Genomic DNA, 22,511 nt, shown 5'->3' with positions numbered 1-22,511 from the left:
ATTCACTCATGATCAATATCCAACTTCGCAAACGTCACCCGCGCGCCCTCATTGGTGTCGCCCGAATTGTCCTGCACATACACCCCCGCCTTGAAGTACAACGGCTTGTCACCCCAGGCCGCGCCTATGCGTTCATTCCACTCACTGTCGGCGGCATACACGCTCAGCAGCCCGGCTTTGTTGAGGTTGATCACGTAGGTGAAGCTCTTCTGCAGTGGCACATTGGAGGCGACGATGATCACCTGGCTTTCGGCTTCGTCCGGGCGCATGCGCACTTTGGCGACGATGTTGCCGGTCTGGGTTTTCTCCTTGAATTGGTACTCCAGCTTGATCAACGGTTTCTGGCTGTCGTAGGCGTGGATCTGGCCGATCACGATCTTGCCGGAGGAGGGCACTTGGTTGACGGTGAGGGTTGCGCGCAGGAAGTTGTCGGCTTCGGGGTAGGTCCAGTTACGCAGGCGGCCGTCGGCGTAGGTTTCACGCAATTCGCTGCGTGGGTAGATGGCGTTTTCGGTGCGCGAGCCCGTCACAGGCGTCCAGAACTGCACATCGCTGCCTTCGGCCTGGAAGTATTGATCGTTGAAGCCGCTCATCAGCCTTGGCGTTTCAATGGTCGTGGGTGGGGAGCCGACCGGGATGCTCAGGTTCCAGGTGGAAAGGTCGATCATGGTGTTGGCCTTTTTACAGAGGGTGTAGGCATTGGCCCAAAGGGCCTTCCAGGTTCTTTATAGGCGGTGCGGGTGAGATTGTTAAACAATTGCTGGCAATTTATTGGCGTCAGAGGAATGCCAAAAAGCCATGTTGCCCGTGAACCGCGGGCTACAGGGCCTTACCGTTAGTCGGCTTCCTGGTCTTTGGCACAATGAGGGCACCCACGTCACTTCTGCTTTTTTGGCCGCGCGGCTAGAGTGAGCCCTCAGTGTTTATCCGGCCTTGGTAGCAAAAGTGACCGGTGCAGCTCCCTAAGGAAGAGACGTAGCATGGATGGCGCTCCGCAACACGACGATGCAATTTCGGTTCTGTTGGTGGTCGATGACTACCCGGAAAACCTCGTCAGCATGCGTGCGCTGTTGCAGCGTGACGACTGGCGGGTGATCACTGCTGCGTCTGGCCTGGAAGCCTTGGAGTTACTGCTGGCCCATGACGTCGACTTGGTGCTGCTGGACGTGCGCATGCCGGGCATGGACGGCTTTGAGGTCGCGCGCCTGATGCGGGGCAGCCAGCGCACGCGCATGACGCCGATTATCTTTCTGACCGCCACCGCCCATTCGCCCGACGCGGTGCTTGAAGGCTACGCCAGTGGGGCGATCGACTATCTGTTCAAGCCCTTTGACCCGCACATCCTCAAGCCCAAGGTGCAGGCGTTGCTCGAGCACCAGCGCAATCGCCGTGCCTTGCAGCGCCTGAGCCATGACCTGGAGTTGGCCCGCGCTTTTAATGCCTCCGTGCTGGATAACGCCGCCGAGGGCATTTTAGTGGTGAGCGAAAACAGTGTGATCGAGTACGCCAACCCGGCCATTTCCCGGCTGTTGAATGCGACGATGGCTGAGTTGCAGGGCGAGAGTTTCCTCAGTTTCCTGCAAAAGCCCCATGTGCCAGCCTGGTTGGGCTTCCCCATGTACGAGGCGTATCGCCGGGGCGAGACGTGGCGCCAACACGACGCCATTTTGCGCACCGGTCGGGGCCAGCAGGTGCCGGTAGCGTTGTCCTGCGCGCCCTTGCCTGTGGAGCAGAAGGCGATGGTGGTGACGGTGCTGGACATGTCCGAAGTACGGCATCTGCACCAGCAACTGGAGTTCCAGGCCGTGACCGACCCGTTGACCGGGCTGCTGAACCGGCGCGGTTTCCATCAGGCGATGGAGAATACGTTGCTGCGCAGCGAACGGAGCGAGCAGGCGCTGGTATTGCTGTACCTGGACCTGGATGGCTTCAAGCGGGTCAACGATACGTTGGGCCATGACGCCGGGGATCGCGTGCTGCGTTGGGTTTCGGAGCAAATGCAGGCGTGCCTGCGTTCCTACGACATTCTGGGGCGCATGGGCGGGGATGAGTTCACCGCGTTGCTGGAGCTGGAGTTTCCCGAACAGGCGGCGAAGATCGCGGAAAAGCTCATCGAGCGGGTTTCTGTGTGCCAGCAGGTCGATGGGCTGGAGGTGATGCTTGGGGTCAGTATCGGCATCGCGACCTTCCCGGATTGCGGCTCGGACTTGAGCGGCCTGCTGCGGGCGGCGGATATTGCCATGTACGAAGCCAAGCGCGCTGGCCGTCAGCAGTATCGTTACTACGACCAGGAAATGAACGGCCGCGCCCGCTCGCGGTTGATGCTGGAAGACAGTGTGCGTACCGCCATTGCCAACAAGGACTTCACCTTGGTGTACCAGCCTCAGGTTTGCCTGGAAGACGGGCGTTTGCGCGGCGTCGAAGCGCTGTTGCGTTGGCAGCATCCCAGCGTCGGCGATGTGCCGCCGGGCCTGTTCTTGCCGCTGCTGGAAGAGGCGCGGTTGATCAACCAGTTGAGTGCCTGGATCTACCAGCAAGTCGCTGCCCAGCGCCAGGCCTGGCAAGCCACCTTCGACCCCGAACTGGTGTTGAGCGTGAGCCTGAGCAGCAGCCAGTTCAACATGCCCAACCTGGCCAACCAACTGCAGCAGATGCTGGAACGGCATGGGTTAGAGGGGCGGCAACTGGAGGTGGAAATCGGCGAGGACTGCTTGATGAGTAATCTTGCCGAGTCTACCAAGCAACTCCAGTTACTGCGCCGGATCGGGGTGCGGATTGCCCTGGACGACTTTGGCTGCGGCCAGTGCTCCCTGGCCCATTTGCGCGACCTGGCATTCGATACCCTCAAGCTTGACCCTCAATTAGTGGCGCGCCTGCCTGGCTCGGCGCGGGATGGGGCGATGGCGCGCAGCATCATCCAACTGTGTGAGCATTTTGGTGTGCTGGTGATCGCCGAAGGCGTGGAGACCCTTGAGCAAACACAGTGGCTAAAGGCCAATGGCTGCGCGTATATCCAGGGGCCGTGGGCGGCGCTGCCGTTGATGGCCGAAGACGTTGCCGGCTGGTCTTACCCTCGCGCGCTTTGAATTCGCTACACTGGCGCCCGTCCCAATTGCGTTGCAGAGCCCATGACCGCGTTGAAATACCTCCAGGCCTATCCCGCCGCGCTCCAGGAGCAAGTGCGCCAACTGATCGCCAAGGACCAGTTGGGGGCTTACCTGGAACAGCGCTACCCCGAACGCCATGGGGTGCAGAGCGACAAGGCCCTGTACGCCTATGCCCTGGCCTTGAAGCAGGAGCACCTGCGTAACGCGCCGTCTATCGACAAGGTGCTGTTCGACAACCGCCTGGACCTGACCCATCGTGCCTTGGGTTTGCACACCACGATTTCCCGGGTGCAGGGCGGTAATCTCAAATCCAAGAAAGAGATTCGCATCGCGTCGCTGTTCAAGGAGGCGGCCCCGGAGTTTCTGCGCATGATCGTGGTACACGAGTTGGCTCACTTCAAGGAGTCGGACCACAACAAGGCGTTCTATAAACTCTGCCAATACATGATGCCGGGCTACCATCAGGTGGAATTTGACCTGCGTGTGTACCTCACCTGGCGCGATTTGCAGGGCAAGCCCTAACCCCAAGGCGACTGACCATGGATGTGAGCAAGACCAAAAGCAGCTTCTACCGCCGCCTGTACGTGGCGTACTTGATCGACAGCCAACTGGCCAGCAGCGTCCCGGCGCTGACCGAGGCCACCGGCATGCCTCGGCGTACCGCCCAAGACACCATTGCGGCGTTGGCCGACCTGGATATTGTGTGTGAGTTCGAGCAGGAGGACGGTGCGCGTCACCATGCCGGGCGCTATCGGATTCGGGATTGGGGGGCGATTGATCGGGGGTGGATCGAGGCTAATCTGGCGTCGATCAAGCAGGTGTTGGGCTATCCCTGAAGGTCGGCTTTGGCAGGACTGACGCTATCGCGGGCAAGCCCGGCTCCCACAGTTGAATGCGTTCCAATGTGGGAGCTGGCTTGCCTGCGATGGCGCCCTCAGAGGCGCCGCATACCAATATGTGGAATATCGTCCTCCAGATATTCCTCACCCGCCACCACAAACCCATACCGCCCGTAATACCCCTGCAAGTGCGCCTGGGCCGAGAGAAAAATCGGCGTTTGCGGCCAGATATCCTCAATACGCTCAAGCGCCTCTTCCAGCATTTGATGCCCCAGCCCGGTGCCCCGTGCCGCTGGCGAAACGATTACGCGGCCAATCACCACATCGCCGCCCTGGGTCTCCGGGTCCAGCAGCCGCAGGTAAGCCACCAGCTCGTTATCATTCCAGGCCATCAGGTGGTGGGTGTCCCCCGCCAGGTCCTGCCCGTCGATGTCCTGATACGCGCATTTCTGCTCGACGACGAATACCTCGCTGCGCAAGCGCAGGACGGCATACAGCTGGTCCTTGCCCAAGTCGTCGTGATGTTTGCAAACCCAATCAACCGTCATGATGTGTGCTCTTATAAAGACGTGCCTGGATAGTAAGCGTGACGGGCGCCGCTGTCTAAATTTGACAAATGTGTGAATGGCGTCAATTTGCCATCATTCAGTGCGTGCGCCGTTGGCTTCTTTGTGTAATCTGCAATGCAAGCTTATTGATGAGCTACTGTTATCAGGCCACCGCCTGCCCGCCAAGGACTTTGAGCATGCCGCGATTGACTCGTGCCGTTGCTTTGATCGCAGTGCTGCTACTGGCCCAACCAGTGCTGGCACAGCGTCTGCGTCTGGTGGCGGATGGCTGGCCGCCATTCACCGATGCCACCTTGATCAATGGCGGCTTGGCCACGGATATCGTCAGCACGGCCCTGGCCCGTGCGGGGTACGCGAGTGATTTTGAACAGGTGCCTTGGGCTCGTGCGCTCAAGGGCGTGGGCGATGGGCGCTACGATGTGCTGATCAACGCCTGGTACGACGAGGCCCGCACGCAGTTTGGCCAATTTTCTGCTGAGTACCTGCTTAACCGTGTGCGCTTTCTCAAGCGCAGCGACGATGACATCGTTTATCAGAACCTGGCCCGACTGCACGACGAGACCATCGCCGTGGTACGCGGTTACGCTTACTCGGCTGCGTTCGATCAAGACACCCAGCTACAGAAAGTACCGGTGCACAACTTCGCCATGGCGGTGCGCATGCTCGCGGCGCGGCGTGTGCGGTTGACGCTGGAAGACGAATACGTAGCGCGCTATTACCTGGCTCGGGAGTCGCCGCGGGTGCGCAATGCCGTGGCGTTTGTGGGCAAGCCGTTGAGCGAGAACAGCCTGCATATTCTGGTCAGTTTGAAGAACCCCGAGCATGCGCAAATCGTTGCCAGCTTTGATCGGGAGATTGCCAGGATGAAGGCTGATGGCAGTTATGCGCGCTTGATGAAGGCGCATGGGATGTAGCGTGCTTGCGGGCCTCATCCCGGGCCAGCCCGGCTCCCACATTTTGCCCGCCTTCTTATATTGGAACTCGGTCAAATGTGGGAGCTGGCTTGCCTGCGATAGCGGTCTAAGCCGCGCCGGTCTCCTTGATCAGATGCGCCGCCAACGTACGCAACGGCCCCAACTGCCGGCAAATCAACGCCAACTGCGTCTGCACCAACCGCTGCGCCTCATCGATCTCATCGGGCATTTGCTCCAGCTCGGCCGCCAACCCTTCCTCGGCATCACTCTGGATCGCAATCGGCTGTTTATTGGCCAGGCCGGTGGCGATCTCATCGATGCTCGCCGCCAGGCTGTTGCCCGCGCCTTCGATCAAGTGCTCGCGTACGTCGGTCGGTAGCTGAGTATCGCGGTGTGCACCCAATCCGGATAAGTAGCTGAGCAAGGTGTGAGACAGCACCAGGAAGCGGAAGCCCACGTCGGCTTCCTTACGGAAGTGCCCCGGCTCCATCAGCATATTCGCCAGGGTGGTGGACAACGCGGCATCGGCGTTGTGGGCGTTGCGGCGGGCCAGGCGGTAAGCCAGGTCGTCACTCTTGCCGGCGGCGTATTGCTGCATGATCTGGCGCAGGTAGATGCTGTTGCAGGTCAGGGTATTGGCCAGCACTTTGTTCAAGCGTCGGCCTTGCCAGTCCGGCAGGAACAGGAACACCGCCAGGCCCGCGATCAGGCTGCCGAGCAAGGTATCGAACAGGCGCGGCAGGAACAGCCCGTAGCCATCGCCCACCTGGTTGAAGCAGAACAGCACCATCAGGGTGATCGCCGCCGTCGCCAGGGTGTAGCGGGTGGTGCGGTTGATAAAGAACACCAGGCCTGCGGCGATAGCGAACATCGACTGCACCACTGGGTTGGGGAACAGATCAAACAGCGCCCAGGCCACGGTGAGGCCGATGGCGGTGCCGATGATCCGCTGGCCGAGTTTGCGCCGGGTGGCGCCGTAGCTCGGTTGGCACACGAACAGGGTGGTGAGGATGATCCAGTAACCCTGAGACGCGTGAATGGCGTGCAGGGTGGCGTAGCCGACGGTCAACGCCAGGGACAGGCGCAGGGCGTGGCGAAACAGCAGCGAGGTGGGCGTCAGTTGGGTGCGCAGGCGCGTCCACATTTCCTTGAGGTTGCGCGGGGCGCGGTCCAGCAGGTTACTGTCGGTGGCGTCCGCCAGGGCATCGGGGTTGCTGGCGTCGCCCAGCAGGCGGTCGAGGGTGGACAGGTTGGCCGCCAGGGCGCGCAAGGAGCGCAGCAGGCCACGCCAGGCCGGGTTGCTCTGGATGCGCAGGTGCTCCAGGGACGCGTTGAGGTCGCCCAGGGCTTGGGCAAAGCTGTCGTCATAGATGAACGGTTGGCGCAGTTGGATCGACTCAGCCAGGGTCTGGCAGGCCTTGCCTTGCTGGCGCAGCAAGCGCTGGCAGCGAAACAGCACATCGCTATGGAAGAAGGCTTCAGTGAGGGCGTTGTAGGGGTAGTGGGAGGAACTGGCGCGCTCGTGGATGTCCTGGGCCAGGAAGTACAGTTTCAGGTAGCGGCTGACCTTCGAGCCCGGTCGGCCATTGCCGACGCGGTGCAGGATGATTTCCTTCGCGGCATTCAGTGCAGCCACTACTCGGCCATTTTGCTGGGCCAATTCCAGGCGTCGCGCTTCCACATCCAACTGCCGGATCGGTTCGAACAACGATGACTTGAGCTTGAGGTAACGCCCCAGCTCGCGGAACAACCGCGCCAGGCTCTGCTGCACCGGCTGGTTTGAAAACAGCGCCTGCCACAGCACGGACAGCACGCCGTACCAGGCGGCACCGGCGACCAGCAGCAGCGGCTCATGCCAGAAATCCGTGACGGCGCCGCCGCGCTGGTCCACGCCGATCATGGTGTAGACCGACAGAATCAAGGTGGCCGAGGCAATCGCGCCATAGCGTTCGCCCAGTGCGCCGAGCATGGTCAGGCCGAAACTGGCCACGGCCAGGGCGACGGCAAATATCCAGGGGTAGGGGAACAGCAGTTCTACCGACAGCGCGGCGATGCTGAAACACACCAGTGTCACCGCCAGCGCGTTGAGGCGGCCTTGCCAGCTGTCATCGGTCTCGGCCAGGGCGCTGGCGATAATCCCCAGGAACAGCGGGATCAGCAGCGTCATTTCATCCTGGTACCAACACAATGCCATGCTGCCGGTGAGGGCGATGAACACCCGTACGCTGTAGCTGAATTTATCCAGCGCCCACAGGCGCCGCATGGACTGCTTGAACGAGGTCGATGACATGAAGTCTGGAGTCTTCCGGGACGTTGTCGCTAAATTGAGCCAGTAATGACGCCACGGCAAGCGTGGCGATCACATCGGACGGCAAAATTTTCAGGATCACTGCAAAACCCCTGTGGGATTGCATTTCAAGATGAAGGTCAGGCGTATTGCGCGGCCGCGTAACCCGAGGCCCAGGCCCACTGGAAATTGAACCCGCCCAGGTGGCCGGTCACATCCAGCACTTCGCCGATAAAGTACAGACCGGGGCTTTTCAGCGATTCCATGGTCTTGGACGACACCTCCCGCGTATCCACCCCGCCCAATGTCACCTCGGCAGTGCGATAACCCTCGGTGCCGGCCGGTACCAGTTGCCAGCTCCCCAGCTTTTGCGCGATATCGGCCATTTCAGCGTGGGTGTACTGCTTCATCGGCTTGGATTCGAACCAGCTTTGGGCCAGCAGGTTGGCCATCTTCTTGGTGAAGATCTCGCCCAGCAGGGTTTTCAACTCGCTGTTGGGGTGTTCGGCCTGTTGCTGTTGCAGCCAGGCATGGGCGTCGTGGTCGGGCAGCAGGTTGATTTCCACCGTGTCGCCGGGGTGCCAATACGAGGAAATCTGCAAGATCGCCGGCCCGCTCAGGCCGCGATGGGTGAACAGGATGTTCTCGCGAAAACTCTGGCCGTTGCAGCTCACCAGGCAGTCGACCGAGGTGCCGGACAACTCGCCGCACAACTCCTTGATCTGGTCGGTGATGGTGAACGGCACGAGCCCGGCGCGGGTTGGCAGCAGTTCATGGCCGAATTGCCTGGCCACTTGGTAACCGAAACCGGTGGCGCCCAGCGTCGGGATCGACAAACCGCCTGTGGCGATCACCAGGGATTCACAGCGCAGTTCACCCAGGGTGGTTTGCAGTTGATAGCCGCTTTCGAGCTTGGCGATTGCCTCGATGGAGGTGTCCAGGTGTAGGCTCACGCCGGTCTGGATGCACTCGTCGAGCAGCATGCCGAGGATGTCGCTGGACTTGTTGTCGCAGAACAGCTGGCCGAGTTTCTTCTCGTGGTACGGCACGCCGTGCTTGGCCACCAGCCCGATAAAATCCCACTGTGTATAACGGGCCAGGGCCGATTTGCAGAAGTGCGCGTTGTGCGAGAGGAAGTTGGCCGGCTCGGTGTACATGTTGGTGAAGTTGCAGCGGCCGCCACCGGACATCAGGATTTTCTTGCCGGCCTTGTTGGCGTGGTCGATCAACATCACCTTGCGCCCACGCCCGGCGGCGGTCAGCGCGCACATCAAGCCTGCGGCGCCGGCGCCAATGATCACAACTTCGGTCGAGCGCACAGCCATGTCCTCACAAAACTATTGATTTGAAATGCCATCAACCCTGTGGGAGCTGGCTTGCCTGCGATAGCGGTAGTGGATTCACCGTCGCTATCGCAGGCAAGCCAGCTCCCACATTCATTCGGTTCCTGTAATGGGAACTCGGTGTTATTACAAAATGCGCACGCGCAGCGAACGGCCTTTGATCTTGCCGTCATTCAAACGCTGCAACGCCTGCTTGGCGATGCCGCGTTCCACGGCCACGAAGGCCTGGAAATCAAAGATAGCGATCTTGCCGACCTGGGCACCCGGAATGCCGGCTTCACCGGTCAATGCGCCGAGGATGTCGCCTGGGCGAACCTTGTCCTTACGCCCGGCAGCGATGCACAGGGTGCTCATCTGCGGCAACAGCGGGCCACCGCTTTGCGGCTTGAGGTTGTCCAGTTGGTCCCAGTTCAGCGGCGACTTCTGCAGTTGCTCGATGGCCTGGGCGCGGTGGGCTTCGGACGGCGCCACCAGGCTGATGGCGATGCCGGTCTCACCGGCACGGCCGGTACGGCCTACACGGTGGATGTGAATTTCCGAGTCGCGGGCCAGTTCGACGTTGATCACCATGTCCAGGGCGTCGATGTCCAGGCCTCGAGCGGCGACGTCGGTGGCCACCAGCACCGAGGTGCTGCGGTTGGCAAACATCGCCAGTACCTGGTCACGGTCGCGCTGTTCCAGGTCACCATGCAGGCCAACAGCGGAAATGCCCTTGGACGTCAGGTGGTCGACGGTTTCCTGCACTTGCTGCTTGGTAAAGCAGAACGCCACGCAGGAGGCCGGGCGGAAGTGCGCCAGCACCTTGGTCACGGCGTCCATGCGCTCTTCCGGGGAGATCTCGTAGAAGCGTTGTTCGATCTGGTCGTCGGAGTGGAACGCTTCGGCTTTCACTTGCTGAGGCGCACGCATGAACTTGGAGGCCAGTTGCTTGATGCTCACCGGGTAGGTGGCCGAGAACAGCAGGGTCTGGCGGCGCGGTGGGGTCTTGCTGATGATGTCTTCGATGGCGTCGTAGAAGCCCATGTCGAGCATGCGGTCGGCTTCGTCGAGAATCAGGGTGTTCAAGCCGTCCAGCACCAGAGAACCTTTACGCAGGTGCTGCTGGATGCGTCCCGGGGTGCCGACGATAACGTGGGCGCCATGCTCCAGGGAGGCGATCTGCGGGCCGAGGGACACGCCGCCGCACAGGGTCAGTACCTTGATGTTGTCTTCGGCACGGGCCAGGCGGCGGATTTCTTTGGCGACCTGGTCGGCCAGCTCACGGGTCGGGCACATCACCAGCGCCTGGCAACCGAAGTAGCGCGGGTTGATCGGGTTCAACAAGCCGATGCCGAAGGCGGCAGTCTTGCCGCTGCCGGTCTTGGCCTGGGCAATGAGGTCCAGCCCTTTGAGGATCACCGGCAAGCTTTGCGCCTGGATCTGCGTCATCTCGACGTAACCCAGCGAGTCGAGGTTAGCCAGCATGGCGGCGGACAGGGGCAAAGTATTAAAAGCGGTGGCGATGGTAGTCACGGGACTGGCTCTGCAAAACAAAATGTCGCGCAGTGTACCAGTCTCGTGGGATTTTCCTCGCAAGTTCTCGACGAGACGCCCGTTAGTGCTCGATATCGTGCTCGCGGCTGACCACCCGTTTGCCGTCTTTAGGCGACAGTTGCAGGAAGATCGCCGCCGCCAGCATCGCCATGATGCCCACGGTGAGGAAGGTCAGCTGGAACGCGCCGAGGACACTTTCCACACCGTCATTGCCGGCCTCGGCAGTAAACCCGCCAAGCAACGCGCCGGCACAGGCCACGCCGAGGCTGAGGGACAACTGCGCCACCACCGACAGCAAGCTGTTGCCGCTGCTGGCCTGGGCGTCGTCGAGGTCGATCAGGGTGACGGTGTTCATCGCGGTAAATTGCAGGGAGTTGATGGCCCCCAGTACCGCCAGCATGGCCAACAGCAGCGGGTAGGGCGTTTGTTCGCTGACCAGGCCCATGCTCGCCAGCATCAGGCCCAGGGCCAGGGTGTTGCCGGTCAGGACGATGCGGTAGCCGAGGCGCTCGATAAGCGGGCGTGCGATGGACTTGGCGAACATCGCCGCCGCCGCCAGCGGCAACATGCTCATCCCGGCTTCCGACGGCGAATAGCCCAGCGCCACTTGCAACAGCAGCGGCACCAGGAAGGGCAGTGCGCCGCTGCCCAGGCGCGCAAACAGATTGCCCAGGATCCCCACGGCAAAGGTGCGCGTCTTGAACAGCACCGGCGAGAACAGCGGGTTATCGATATGCCCGGCGCGCAGCCAGTACGCCGCCAGGCAGGCGAACCCGCCGAACAGCAGCAATATCACGCGCAGATGCGGCAGGTGCAGTTCGCCCAGGCCTTCCATGGCGATGGTGATCAACACCATCGCCGCGCCGAACAGCAGAAAGCCCAGGCCGTCGAAGCGCGTGCGCTCGCTGCCGCGCAGGTCGGGGATGAATTTCCACACGGCGTAGCAGCCGATCATGCCCACCGGCAGGTTGATCAGGAAGATCCAGTGCCAGGTCAGGTATTGCACCATCCAGCCGCCCATGGTCGGGCCAAGCAAGGGGCCGAGCAGGCCGGGAATGGTGATGAAGCCCATGATCCGCACCAGCTCGGAGCGCGGATAAGCGCGCAGTACCACCAGCCGCCCGACCGGCAGCATCAGCGCACCGCCCAGGCCCTGGATCACCCGTGCGCCCACCAGCATGCTCAAGCTACTGGACAGCGCACACAGCAGCGACCCGATGCTGAACAGCATGATCGCGCCAAAGAAAATCTTCTTGGTGCCAAAGCGGTCAGCGATCCAGCCCGACGCCGGAATCAGCAAGGCAACGGTGAGCATGTAGGCGATCACCACCCCTTGCATGCGCAGCGGGTTTTCCGCGAGGTCCTGCGCCATGGCCGGCAGCGCGGTGTTGAGAATCGTCCCGTCCAGCGACTGCATGAAGAAGGCAATCGCTACCACCCAGGGGAGCCAGCGGGCAGTCTTGGCATCGAGAGGGGCACGATTCGGCATGGGATCCCTTTTAATTAGCAGGCTATGTGTCGGCGATTATGCGCCATCCGTCGCGCCTTTTCCCACTGGCGGTTCGTCTATAGCTGACAATGTCACATGTTCGCCCACCAGGAAATCCAGCAACGCCCGATGCACTGCCAGCGCGGATTCGCGGGACTCCAGGTCGAGCAGATGGCCGGTGTGTTCGGCCACCGCAAAGCTGCTGCGGCCTACGTAGTGTTTGAACAGCTGGGCCTCGTCAGCCGGCGTGTATTCGTCCAGTGCGCCGTTGAGAAAGTGCACCGGTGTTTCAATCTGCTTGAGCGCCGGCAGGTAATTGCCATCACCCAAGGCCAACACTTGATGGATATGAAAGCGCGCCTGGCGGTACTCGGTGGTGGCCATGGTCGACAGGTGCCGATGGTTGTTGCGCTTGAGGCGCGGCGACAGGTATTTGCCAACCGTTTCGTTGAGCAGATGGCCGACCGCCGACTTGTCATCGGCCTCGATCAGCACACGCACACGCTCGACATACTCCAGCATCGCCTGGTTGAGGTTGGGCGCCAGCGCCATCACCACCGAGCTTTCGATGGAGGGCGGGTTATGCGCCAGGGTCAACAGCGTGGAGATGCCGCCCCAGGAGGCCGAGACTAGATGGTTGACCTCAAAGCGATCCACCAAGGCACGCAGGATTTGCACCTCGTCGTCCTTGGTGACCAGGTCGAGTTCGGTGTTGTGCTCGCGTGACAAGCCAGAGAAGGGCAAGTCGAACAGCAGCACATTGAAGTGCTCGGCCAGGCATTTGCTGGTACGGGCAAAGGAGCGCGTGGTGGATAACGCGCCATTGACCATCAGTACGGTTTTTCTATGTGGGTCGTTACCCAGTTGCTCCACGTGAACGTTGTATTGCTTGAACAGTTTTTCTATGACGAAACTTCCATGGTTCATCTCAAGACTCCAGCTTGCCCAGTCCAGGCAAGGTCATGCATCACGTGCAGGCACGTGGGCGGGTGGCAAGATTTATAAGGTCAGGGTCAAACGCTTGATCAAGGCTCCCGGCAATAGATTGGAGGCAGTATTACGCTGGCTGTAGGTACTGGGCGACAGCAGCAGTTCTCGATCAGTGGTCAACGCTTCAAGCTGTGAGCCAAGCAGGCTGTAAACACTGTCATCAAAGCGCATGGTGCTGACCGGTGCCTTGATTTCGCCATTCTCCACCCAGAAGGTCGCAAAGCGCGTCATGCCGGTCAGGCGCGCTGCCGGCAGGTCGGAGTAGTTCAGGTACCAGAGGTTGCTGATATACAGCCCTGTGCCCAACTGCTTGAGAATATCGGCCTGGGCCAGGTTGCCTGCGGCCATTTGCAAGGCGCTGGGCGACTCGTCGCTGCTGGCGCCGTTGGTGCTCAAGCCGTATTCGGCGGCGCTGCGAGAGTTGATCAACTGGCCCTCGGCCTTGCCTGCGTTGATCAGGGTGACATCCTTGCGCGGGTAGCCTTCAGTGGAAAACGCCTGGCTCAGGGAGCCGCTGATCTGCTCATCCACCGTCACCAGCGGGCTCAGTGACTGATCACCCGCGTACAGGCGTTGCAACGAACTGCCTTTGCTCGCGATGGCCTGGGCCGAAAAACCACCCCAGGTGATGATGCTGATGATTTCTTCCAGCGCTGCCGGCGCCAGGTAGGCGCGGTATTGGCCGGGTGCCAGGGTGTGGAGCGGGCGACCGAGAAACGCCAGTTGCTCACGGGCCTGTTGGAAACGGGCGGCGAATTCGACGCTGTTCCAGGTGTGCCCGGCGTAGCTGGCTTTTACCGCTTCGCCATTGGCGTGGAACAGGCTGAAGTCGAAATTGAAGCTGTTAGCCCGGTGCCAGCCGAACGCCCCCGATGAGCTGGCGAAACCGCGGCTGATCGGGCCGGCGGCGTAGAAGCCAACCAGGTCCACGCCATCGGCGGCCCGGCTGATATCGTCCAGCACTTGTGCCAGTTCCGGCAGCGGGCGCAGCTGTTCGTTATGGTTGTGCCAGGCGTCGGGGTTCAGCAGCAGGTACGGGTCAGGCGGCAACAGCGGCAAGGTTTCGCGCAGTTGTTGCAGGCCGTCGGCCAGGCGCTGGCGATCCAGCTGCGCCTCGCCCGACAGGGTGATGCCCAGGTCGGCGTGGCGCCCATCGTTGATCAGCTTGAGGTTCAGGCTGGCCTGCTGTACCTGCCCGGCCTGGCGTACCTGCGCGTGGTTGAAGCGCACGAACTCGGACGCCTCATCCGCGTAGCCGAGGTGAAAGTGTTCTTGATCGGTGACCGCCTGCTTGAGCCAGTCCACCAGTGCCTTGAAATGGTTCATCAGGCATCGCCCCCAAATACATCCACATTGCTGAATACACAGGCCGGCGACGCATGGCCGACACGGATCACCTGGTTGGGTTCGCCCTTGCCGCAGTTCGGCGTGCCCAAGACCTTGAAGGTGCTGGCGTCGCCCACCGCGCTGAGTTTGCGCCAGAACTGCGCGGAAATCGCCCGGTAGTTGGGGTTCTTCACCACGCCCTTGAGCTCGCCGTTTTCGATCAACTGGCCCCACTCGCAGCCGAACTGGAACTTGTTGCGCGCATCGTCGATGGACCACGAGCGGTTGGTCGACATCAGGATGCCGCTCTCAATGCCGCCCACCAATTGCGCGAGGCTTTTATCCCCAGGCTCGATATTCAGGTTGGCCATGCGGTCGATGGGTGCACGGTTCCAGCCGCAAGCGCGGCTGTTGGCGACGCCTGGCAGGTTGGCGCGAAATTGCGATAAGGCCCCGCCCAAGGGCTTGAGCAGCAGGCCTTCGCGAATCAGAAATTGCTTGCTGGCAGGCGTGCCGTCGTCGTCATGAGCGTAGCTGGCAAGCTGTTCGGGGATGTTCGGGTCGAAGGTGACGTTGAGCAGCGGCGAGCCATATTGCAGGTGGCCGAAATCGCTGGCTTTCACAAAACTGGTGCCGGCGTAATTGCGCTCGTCACCGAGGATGCGATCCAGCTCCAGCGGATGGCCGATGGACTCGTGGATCTGCAGGATCATCTGGTCGGGCATCAGCAGCAGGTCACGCGGGCCGTGGGGCGTATTCGGTGCGAGCAGCAATTGCAGGGCTTCGTCGGCCACCTTGCGGGCGGCGCCCACCAGGCCAAAACGCTGGATCACCCCGGCACTGCCTTGCTGGCCGAAGTTGGTACCGCCCAGGGTACGGGTCTGGCTGTCGTTGCCGTCGAAGGCGGTCACACTCAGGCCCGGAAAGACAAAGCGCTGGGCCTGACGCAATTGGGCGCCGGCGCTGTTGAGGTAGATCTGTTCAACCCGCGTGGTCCCCAGGCTGACTTCCCAGCTCACCAGGCGCTCATCCTTGGGCACGGCGGCGGACTCATCGCCGAGCAATTGGTAGCAGTCGCTCAGGGACGGGAAGGGCTGGTCGAGGTCGGGCGACAGGTAGTCGGCGACGTCGCTGGACACCGGTTGCTGGTGCAGGTCGAGCAGGGCGTGGGGCTTGATAAGCCGGGCTTGTTGTTCAGCGCGCTCAAGGGCGGCCTGCAGACCGGCAAGGGAAATATCGTTGGTCGCGGCGTAGGCTTCCACGCCGTTGAGACGCACGGTGAGCATGGCGCCTTCATCATGGCCCAGGTGAGGCGGCTCGGCGATGTTCTTGCGTACCGACAGGTACTGGCCGGATTCGCGCACGTAGCGCAGGGAGAAAAATTCGGCGGTGGTGCGCAGGGCACCGAAGTGTTTCTTGAGCGTGGCGTGGTGTTCGAACATGGGGCCTTCCTTGTGGGCGGCTCGGCGCGGGCAGGCGAACAGAGTAGGCCTGGGCGAGGAGCTGATCAAGGAAAGTGTCGGCGGGTAATTTTGCGGTGTCTGGTCGGGCCTCATCGCGGGCAAGCCCGGCTCCCACAGTTGACCGAGTTGTTCAGGCGAACTCGGTCAACTGTGGGAGCTGGCTTGCCTGCGATGCAGGCGCCGCGGTGCTGGAGTTACTGCGCCAACGGCCCCACTTCACGCAACGGCTTGCCACGCACCGGCGCATCGCCTGCCACGTAGTAATCCGCAGTGCTGCGCGGCAGTGGCTTGCGGCCACGGATCTTGTCGGCGATTTTCTCGGCGATCATGATCGTTGGCGCGTTCAGGTTGCCGGTGGTGATGATCGGCATGATCGAGGCATCGACCACCCGCAAGCCCTGCATACCATGTACGCGGCCTTCGCCATCGACTACGGCCATCTCGTCGGTGCCCATCTTGCACGAGCAGGACGGGTGGAACGCGGTCTCGGCGTGCTCGCGGATGAACTTGTCCAACTGCTCATCGGTTTGCACTTCGATACCCGGGCTGATTTCGCGGCCACGGTACGGGTCCAGTGCCGGCTGCTGCATGATTTCACGGGTCAGGCGGATGCCGTCGCGGAACTCCTGCCAGTCCTGCTCGGTGGCCATGTAGTTGAAGAGGATGCTCGGGTAGTCCCGTGGGTTCTTCGACTTCAGCTGGATACGGCCACGGCTTGGCGAACGCATGGAGCCCATGTGCGCCTGGAAACCGTGCTCTTTCACACCGTTGCTGCCGTTGTAGTTAATCGCCACCGGCAGGAAGTGGTACTGGATGTTCGGCCACTCGAACTCTTCGCGGGTACGAATGAAACCGCCCGCTTCGAACTGGTTGCTGGCGCCGATGCCGGTGCCGTTGAACAGCCATTCGGCACCAATTGCCGGCTGGTTGTACCAGAGCAGCGACGGGTACAGCGACACTGGCTGGGTGCACGCGTATTGCAGGTACAGCTCAAGGTGGTCCTGCAGGTTTTCACCCACGCCCGGCAGGTCGTGGACCACCGGGATATCGAGGCTTTCCAGCAGTTTGGCCGGGCCGACACCGGAGCGTTGCAGCAGTTGCGGCGAAGCGATTGCGCCGCTGCACACCAGCACTTCTTTGCGCGCACGGGCTTCAACACGCTCTTCGGCGGCGCCGATCAGGTAACGCACGCCCACTGCACGCTTGCCTTCGAACAGTACTTTGTCGGTGAGGGCATGGGTGACGATGGTCAGGGTCGAGCGCTTTTTAGCCGTGTCCAGGTAACCGCGTGCGGTGCTGGCGCGACGGCCGTTCGGCGTGACGGTACGGTCCATCGGGCCGAAGCCTTCTTGCTGGTAGCCGTTCAAATCTTCGGTACGTGGGTAACCGGCCTGTACGCCGGCTTCAACCATGGCGTGGAACAGCGGGTTGTTGCCCGCTTTCGGCGTGGTCACGCTGACCGGGCCGTCACCACCGTGCCAATCGTTGGGGCCGATGTCGCGGGTTTCGGCTTTGCGGAAATACGGCAGGCAGTCCAGGTAGGTCCAGTCTTCCAGGCCCGGCAGCTTCGACCAGTTGTCGTAGTCCATGGCGTTGCCGCGGATGTAGCACATGCCGTTGATCAGGGAAGAGCCACCCAGGCCCTTGCCGCGCCCGCATTCCATCCGGCGGCCGTCCATGTGTGGCTCTGGATCGGTTTCGTAGGCCCAGTTGTAGCGGCGGCCTTGCAGCGGGAAGGCCAGGGCGGCTGGCATCTGGGTGCGGAAGTCGAGGCGGTAGTCGGGGCCACCGGCTTCCAGCAGCAAAACGGTGACGCCTTCGTCTTCGGTCAGACGGGTCGCCAGGGTGTTACCGGCAGAGCCGGCACCCACAATGATGTAATCGTATTCTTGGGACATGAATGTACCCTCTTTGAAGTGTGGTCAGGTCTGGCGAGTGCTTAGCACTCGATCGCAGGCAAACCAGCTCCCACATTTGATCGGGTTCACACAGAACAAATGTGGGAGCCGGGCTTGCCCGCGATGGCCTCACGGGCAATACAAGGCTCGGGTGTTAGAACACCGAGGCGTAATCGCCCAATTCAACCTGTACCGATTTGATGCGGGTGAAGTTGTTCAGCGAGCTGATGCCGTTCTCACGGCCCACGCCCGACTGCTTGTAGCCGCCAACCGGCATCTTCGCGTCGGACTCGCCCCAGGCGTTGATCCAGCAGATACCGGCTTCCAGTTGATGAATCACGCGGTGGGCGCGGTTCAGGTCCTTGGTGACCAGGCCAGCGGCCAGGCCGAAGTCGGTGTCGTTGGCGCGGCGGATCACTTCTTCTTCGGTTTCGTAGGTGAGGATGCTCATCACCGGGCCGAAGATTTCTTCACGCACGATCACCATGTCATCGGTGCAGTCGGTGAACACGGTCGGAGCCACGAAGGCGCCTTTGGCGAAGTCACCCTCGGTCAGGCGGTCGCCGCCGCACAGCAGACGGGCGCCTTGCTCTTTGCCTTTGGCGATGTAGCCCAGCACGCTTTCCATGTGGGCGAAGCTGACCAGCGGGCCGAAGTTGGTGTTTTCGTCTTCCGGGTTGCCGATGCGAATACGCGCCACACGCTCAACGATCTTGGCTTCGAACGCGGCTTGCAGGTGCTTGGGCACGAACACGCGGGTGCCGTTGGTGCAGACCTGACCGGAGCTGTAGAAGTTGGCCATCATGGCGGTGTCGGCGGCGCGGTCGAGGTCGGCATCGTCGAAAATGATCAGCGGGGACTTGCCGCCCAGCTCCATGGTCACGTCCTTGAGCGAGGAACTCGACGCGCTGGCCATGACTTTCTTGCCGGTGTCGGTGCCGCCGGTGAAGGAGACTTTTTCGATGCGTGGGTGCTCGGTCAGCCAGGTGCCGACTTCACGGCCGCTGCCGGTCAGTACGTTGAACACGCCCGCTGGAACGCCAGCCTCGGTGTAGATCTCGGCCAGTTTCAGAGTGGTCAGCGAGGTGACTTCGCTTGGCTTGAAGATCATCGCGTTACCGGCGGCCAGGGCCGGTGCGGATTTCCACAGGGCGATCTGGATCGGGTAGTTCCACGCGCCAATACCGGCAACCACGCCCAGTGGCTCGCGGCGGGTGTAGACAAACGAGGTATCGCGCAGTGGGATCTGCTCACCTTCGATGGCAGGTACCAGGCCGGCGTAGTATTCCAGCACGTCAGCGCCAGTGACGATGTCGACGTACTTGGTTTCGGAGAAGGCTTTACCGGTGTCCAGGGTTTCCAGGGCAGCCAGTTCATCGTTGCGCTCGCGCAGGATGTCCACGGCACGACGCAGGATGCGCGAACGCTCCATGGCGGTCATGGCGGCCCAGATTTTCTGGCCTTTTTCAGCGCTGACCACGGCACGTTCAACGTCATCTTTGGTGGCGCGTTGCACTTGGGCGAGAACTTCACCGTTAGCCGGGTTGATGGCTTCGAAGGTGGCATCGCTGCCAGCGTCGCTGTAGCCGCCGTCAATGTAGAGTTTTTGCAGGTCGAAACGGGCCATAAAGTCCTCGCAAGTGCATAAGTGGTTGGCGTTACCCGCCGAACAGTGGGCCATGGGGGTGTGGCAACACTGAGCGGCGGACGTTCAGGGGTTGAGCGGTTATGTGTGCTCTAACTCACCTGCTTGGCCAATTGGAAATCCATGTATTCGTAAGCGATCCGTTGCGCCTGCTCCGTGTCGAAAGCGTCTCCCGACAGGGCGCCGCGCAACCACAAACCGTCGATCAGGGCCGCCAGGCCTCGGGCTGCTTTGCGTGCGTGCGGCAGCGGCAGCACTCGGCGGAACTGGCAGCACAGGTTGGAATACAGACGTTGATCGTTGATCCGCTGCAACCTGTGCAATGACGGGTGGTGCATGCTGGTGGCCCAGAAGGCCAGCCAGGTTTTCATTGCCGGGCCATTGACCTGGCTGGCGTCGAAGTTGCCTTCGATGATCACCTGAAGGTGCGCCCGTGGGCTGTCATCCTTCAAGGCACGCCTGCGTTCTTGCACGTTCTCGATCAGCGCATTCATCAGGTAGCGCATCGTCGCTGCGATCAGGCCGTTCTTGTCCTGAAAGTAGTGGCTGATGATGCCGTTCGAGACGCCGGCCAGACGGGCGATCAGCGCAATGCTGGCATCTCCCATCCCGACCCGATCGATGGCCGTCAACGTGGCTTCGATCAACTGCTGGCGGCGTATGGGTTGCATACCGACCTTGGGCATGTAGCACCTCTCCTTAGGCCTGCCGATGGGCGATCCACGTCCGTCGGCTTGAGGGCCAGTCTATTTTGTTTTGATTGAACGTTCAATCAACAAAGAATAAGATCTGCGACAAATGGTCGCTGCCTACAGATGTTTCCTACCTGCGAGCTGCAACCTTCGACACCTGCAAAAACCCTTGAAACAGGCCACTTCAGAGCCTGATCACCGCTTAGGCGGGCTCAAGAATTTTGGGGTGTCTTTATAACACCCGTCCGTCGACTGCCGAAAAATCGATGTCCCGGGATAACCGTTGCCTTGTGTTTCTCTCTCGCACTGCCTGGAGCATCTGCGCCATGAGTTCTGCCTCTCTTATAAAGACCCCACCGGAAAAGGTCCGGGTCAACGGTTGGGTGTTCTACACCTCCACCGCGCTGATTTTGTTGTTGACCGCCATTCTGATCGTCGCCCCGCAGGAGGCCGGGCGCCTGCTCGGTGTCGCACAGGCCTGGCTGTCGAAAAGCTTTGGCTGGTACTACATGGTGGTCATCGCCGCCTACCTGGTGTTTGTGGTCGGCCTGGCGTTTTCGTCCTATGGGAAACTTAAGCTGGGTGCGAAGGACGATACCCCAGACTTCAGCTATGGCGCCTGGGCCGGCATGTTGTTCTCGTCCGGTATCGGCATCTCGCTGTTGTATTTCGGTGCGTCCGAGCCGTTGGACCACTACTTCAACCCGCCCGAAGGCGCTGCCGCAAGCAATGGCGCGGCACGCCAGGCGCTGCAACTGACCTTCCTGCACTGGGGCCTGCACGGCTGGGCGATCTATGCGCTGGTCGGCCTGGCCGTGGCGTACTTTGCGTACCGTCACAACCAACCGCTGGCACTGCGTTCGGCGCTGTACCCGCTGGTGGGCGAGCGTTGGGTGAAGGGCGCGGCCGGCCACGCGGTAGACGGTTTCGGCATGTTCGTGACCCTGCTGGGCCTGGTGACCAACCTGGGGATCGGCTCGATGCAGGTGTCGTCGGGGCTGGAAAACCTGTTCGGCATGGAGCACAGCAATACCAACCTGCTGATCGTGATCATCGTGATGAGCACCGTGGCGACCATCGCCGCCGTGTCGGGTGTGGAAAACGGTATTCGCCGCCTGTCCAACCTCAACATCGTGCTGTTCAGCGGTTTGCTGATCTTCGTGCTGTTGTTCGGCCCTACCTTGCACCTGCTCAATGGCCTGGTGCAGAACACCGGTGATTACCTCAACGGTATCGTGCTGAAAACCTTCGACCTGTATGTGTACGAAGGCGACGGTGCCAAGACCGAACGCTGGATGGGTCTGTGGACTCTGTTCTACTGGGCCTGGTGGATTTCCTGGGCGCCATTTGTGGGCATGTTCATCGCGCGTATTTCCCGTGGTCGTACCGTGCGCGAGCTGGTGGCTGGCGTATTGCTGATCCCGCTGGGCTTTACCCTGGCGTGGCTGTCGATCTTCGGCAACTCGGCCCTGGACCTGGTGTTGAACCATGGGGCGGTGGAGTTGGGCAAGACGGCGCTGGAACAACCGTCCATGGCCATCTACCAACTGCTTGAGCATTACCCGGCGTCGAAAGTGGTGATCGGCGTGTCGATCTTCGTGGGCTTTGTGCTGTTCCTGACCCCGGCGGATTCCGGCGCGGTGATGATGGCCAACCTGTCCTGCAAGGGCGGCAACGTGGATGAAGATGCGCCGCACTGGTTGCGTATCTTCTGGTCGGCGGTGATCACCCTGGTGACCATCGGTCTGCTGTTTGCCGGTAACTTCGAAGCCATGCAAACCATGGTGGTGCTGGCGGGGCTGCCGTTCTCGGTGGTGCTGGTGTTCTTTATGTTCGGTTTGCACAAGGCCATGCGCCAGGACGTGGCCATCGAACAGGAGCAGGCGCAATTGGCTGAACGCGGGCGTCGTGGTTTCAGCGAGCGCTTGAGCGCCCTGGACCTGCAACCGAGCCAGGCCACCGTGCAGCGCTTTATGGACAAGCACGTAACGCCGGCGTTGGAAGAAGCCGCGAGTGCGTTGCGTGATCAGGGCCTGGAAGTGCAGACCCTGCTGGGCAAATCCAAACGCTGCATCGGCGTGCGGATCGAGATGGACGAGGGTAACCCGTTTGTCTACGAAGTGAGCCTGGATGGCTACTCGGCGGCGCCGGCTGACCTGCCTGAGGAAGAGCGCACCCGTTACTACCGTGCCGAGGTGTACCTGCACAACGGGCCGCAGGAGTATGACCTGATGGGCTTCACCCAGGAACAGATCACCCGGGATGTGCTCGATCAGTTTGAAAGCCATCGGCAGCTCCTTGGCCGGGTCTATAGCTGATAATTGAGCTGGCGGCGCCCTCACTGGCGCCGCTGTTGCAAGCATTGAATGCGGTCGAATGTGGGAGCTGGCTTGCCTGCGATAGCAAGGGTGAATCC

At 61.3% G+C, this 22,511-nt stretch carries 17 protein-coding genes; 5 read left to right on the top strand and 12 right to left on the bottom strand.

From position 1 onward, the window contains the following. Positions 1-2: 2 nt before the first annotated feature. Entirely contained in the window at positions 3-668 is a 666-nt protein-coding gene (locus tag RHM69_RS18865; protein ID WP_014720275.1) for a polysaccharide lyase family 7 protein, read from the bottom strand. 312 nt (positions 669-980) lie between these two features. Here RHM69_RS18865 and RHM69_RS18860 point away from each other — a divergent pair, with 312 nt between their 5' ends. Genes RHM69_RS18860 through RHM69_RS18850 form a run of 3 tightly spaced genes read left to right on the top strand, consistent with a single transcriptional unit; the run spans position 981 to position 3,943 of the window. Continuing rightward, a complete protein-coding gene (locus tag RHM69_RS18860; RefSeq protein WP_014720274.1) occupies positions 981-3,086 on the top strand; it encodes a putative bifunctional diguanylate cyclase/phosphodiesterase in 2,106 nt (701 codons plus the stop codon). 42 nt (positions 3,087-3,128) lie between these two features. Next, positions 3,129-3,629, top strand: a complete 501-nt coding sequence (locus tag RHM69_RS18855; protein ID WP_014720273.1) for a M48 family metallopeptidase — start codon at positions 3,129-3,131, stop codon at positions 3,627-3,629. Positions 3,630-3,646: 17 nt separating this feature from the next. After that, positions 3,647-3,943: a winged helix-turn-helix domain-containing protein gene (locus RHM69_RS18850; protein WP_014720272.1), complete on the top strand. Its 297-nt coding sequence runs from the start codon at positions 3,647-3,649 to the stop codon at positions 3,941-3,943. A 98-nt stretch (positions 3,944-4,041) separates the two neighbouring features. Here RHM69_RS18850 and RHM69_RS18845 read toward each other — a convergent pair whose 3' ends face one another. Then, entirely contained in the window at positions 4,042-4,494 is a 453-nt protein-coding gene (locus tag RHM69_RS18845) for a GNAT family N-acetyltransferase (protein WP_014720271.1), read from the bottom strand. Between the two features lie 197 nt (positions 4,495-4,691). On the opposite strand from RHM69_RS18845, the gene RHM69_RS18840 reads away from it, so the two are divergent. Beyond that, complete coding sequence (locus RHM69_RS18840) at positions 4,692-5,429, top strand: substrate-binding periplasmic protein (RefSeq protein ID WP_014720270.1); 738 nt, start codon at positions 4,692-4,694, stop codon at positions 5,427-5,429. Positions 5,430-5,535: 106 nt separating this feature from the next. Here the strand turns inward: RHM69_RS18840 and yccS are convergent, their stop codons facing one another. From yccS to betI, 10 genes are all read right to left on the bottom strand, one after another. Continuing rightward, positions 5,536-7,719, bottom strand: a complete 2,184-nt coding sequence (yccS, locus tag RHM69_RS18835) for a YccS family putative transporter (protein WP_014720269.1) — start codon at positions 7,717-7,719, stop codon at positions 5,536-5,538. A 137-nt stretch (positions 7,720-7,856) separates the two neighbouring features. After that, positions 7,857-9,035 carry an NAD(P)/FAD-dependent oxidoreductase gene (locus RHM69_RS18830; protein ID WP_200600301.1) on the bottom strand — a complete coding sequence of 393 codons (1,179 nt, stop codon included), beginning with the start codon at positions 9,033-9,035 and terminating at the stop codon, positions 7,857-7,859. 150 nt (positions 9,036-9,185) lie between these two features. Continuing rightward, positions 9,186-10,523 (bottom strand): ATP-dependent RNA helicase DbpA, encoded by a 1,338-nt coding sequence (gene dbpA / locus RHM69_RS18825; protein WP_229999345.1) that lies wholly within the window; start codon positions 10,521-10,523, stop codon positions 9,186-9,188. 130 nt (positions 10,524-10,653) lie between these two features. Beyond that, positions 10,654-12,081: a multidrug transporter subunit MdtD gene (gene mdtD / locus RHM69_RS18820; protein ID WP_014720266.1), complete on the bottom strand. Its 1,428-nt coding sequence runs from the start codon at positions 12,079-12,081 to the stop codon at positions 10,654-10,656. A 36-nt stretch (positions 12,082-12,117) separates the two neighbouring features. Further along, on the bottom strand, positions 12,118-13,008 hold the full coding sequence (locus RHM69_RS18815) for an alpha/beta fold hydrolase (RefSeq protein ID WP_014720265.1): 891 nt from the start codon (positions 13,006-13,008) through the stop codon (positions 12,118-12,120). A gap of 72 nt (positions 13,009-13,080) precedes the next feature. After that, complete coding sequence (locus RHM69_RS18810; protein ID WP_200600303.1) at positions 13,081-14,397, bottom strand: TldD/PmbA family protein; 1,317 nt, start codon at positions 14,395-14,397, stop codon at positions 13,081-13,083. After that, positions 14,397-15,839, bottom strand: a complete 1,443-nt coding sequence (locus RHM69_RS18805; RefSeq protein WP_200600305.1) for a TldD/PmbA family protein — start codon at positions 15,837-15,839, stop codon at positions 14,397-14,399. Before RHM69_RS18805 ends, RHM69_RS18810 begins: the two co-directional genes overlap by 1 nt. 215 nt (positions 15,840-16,054) lie before the next feature. Further along, the gene (betA, locus tag RHM69_RS18800; RefSeq protein ID WP_014720262.1) at positions 16,055-17,758 is read right to left on the bottom strand and encodes a choline dehydrogenase; all 1,704 of its coding nucleotides are present in this window, start codon (positions 17,756-17,758) and stop codon (positions 16,055-16,057) included. A gap of 154 nt (positions 17,759-17,912) precedes the next feature. Beyond that, on the bottom strand, positions 17,913-19,385 hold the full coding sequence (gene betB / locus RHM69_RS18795) for a betaine-aldehyde dehydrogenase (RefSeq protein WP_014720261.1): 1,473 nt from the start codon (positions 19,383-19,385) through the stop codon (positions 17,913-17,915). Positions 19,386-19,495: 110 nt separating this feature from the next. Continuing rightward, positions 19,496-20,089, bottom strand: coding sequence for a transcriptional regulator BetI (gene betI / locus RHM69_RS18790; protein WP_003194919.1), 594 nt, complete (start codon positions 20,087-20,089; stop codon positions 19,496-19,498). Between the two features lie 389 nt (positions 20,090-20,478). Here betI and RHM69_RS18785 point away from each other — a divergent pair, with 389 nt between their 5' ends. Then, complete coding sequence (locus RHM69_RS18785; protein WP_224796996.1) at positions 20,479-22,413, top strand: BCCT family transporter; 1,935 nt, start codon at positions 20,479-20,481, stop codon at positions 22,411-22,413. Positions 22,414-22,511 lie beyond the last annotated feature (98 nt).

It is taken from the genome of Pseudomonas sp. CCI1.1 (assembly GCF_034348165.1).
Lineage (GTDB): Bacteria > Pseudomonadota > Gammaproteobacteria > Pseudomonadales > Pseudomonadaceae > Aquipseudomonas > Aquipseudomonas paracarnis.
This window is presented reverse-complemented; position numbering and strand designations above follow the sequence as displayed.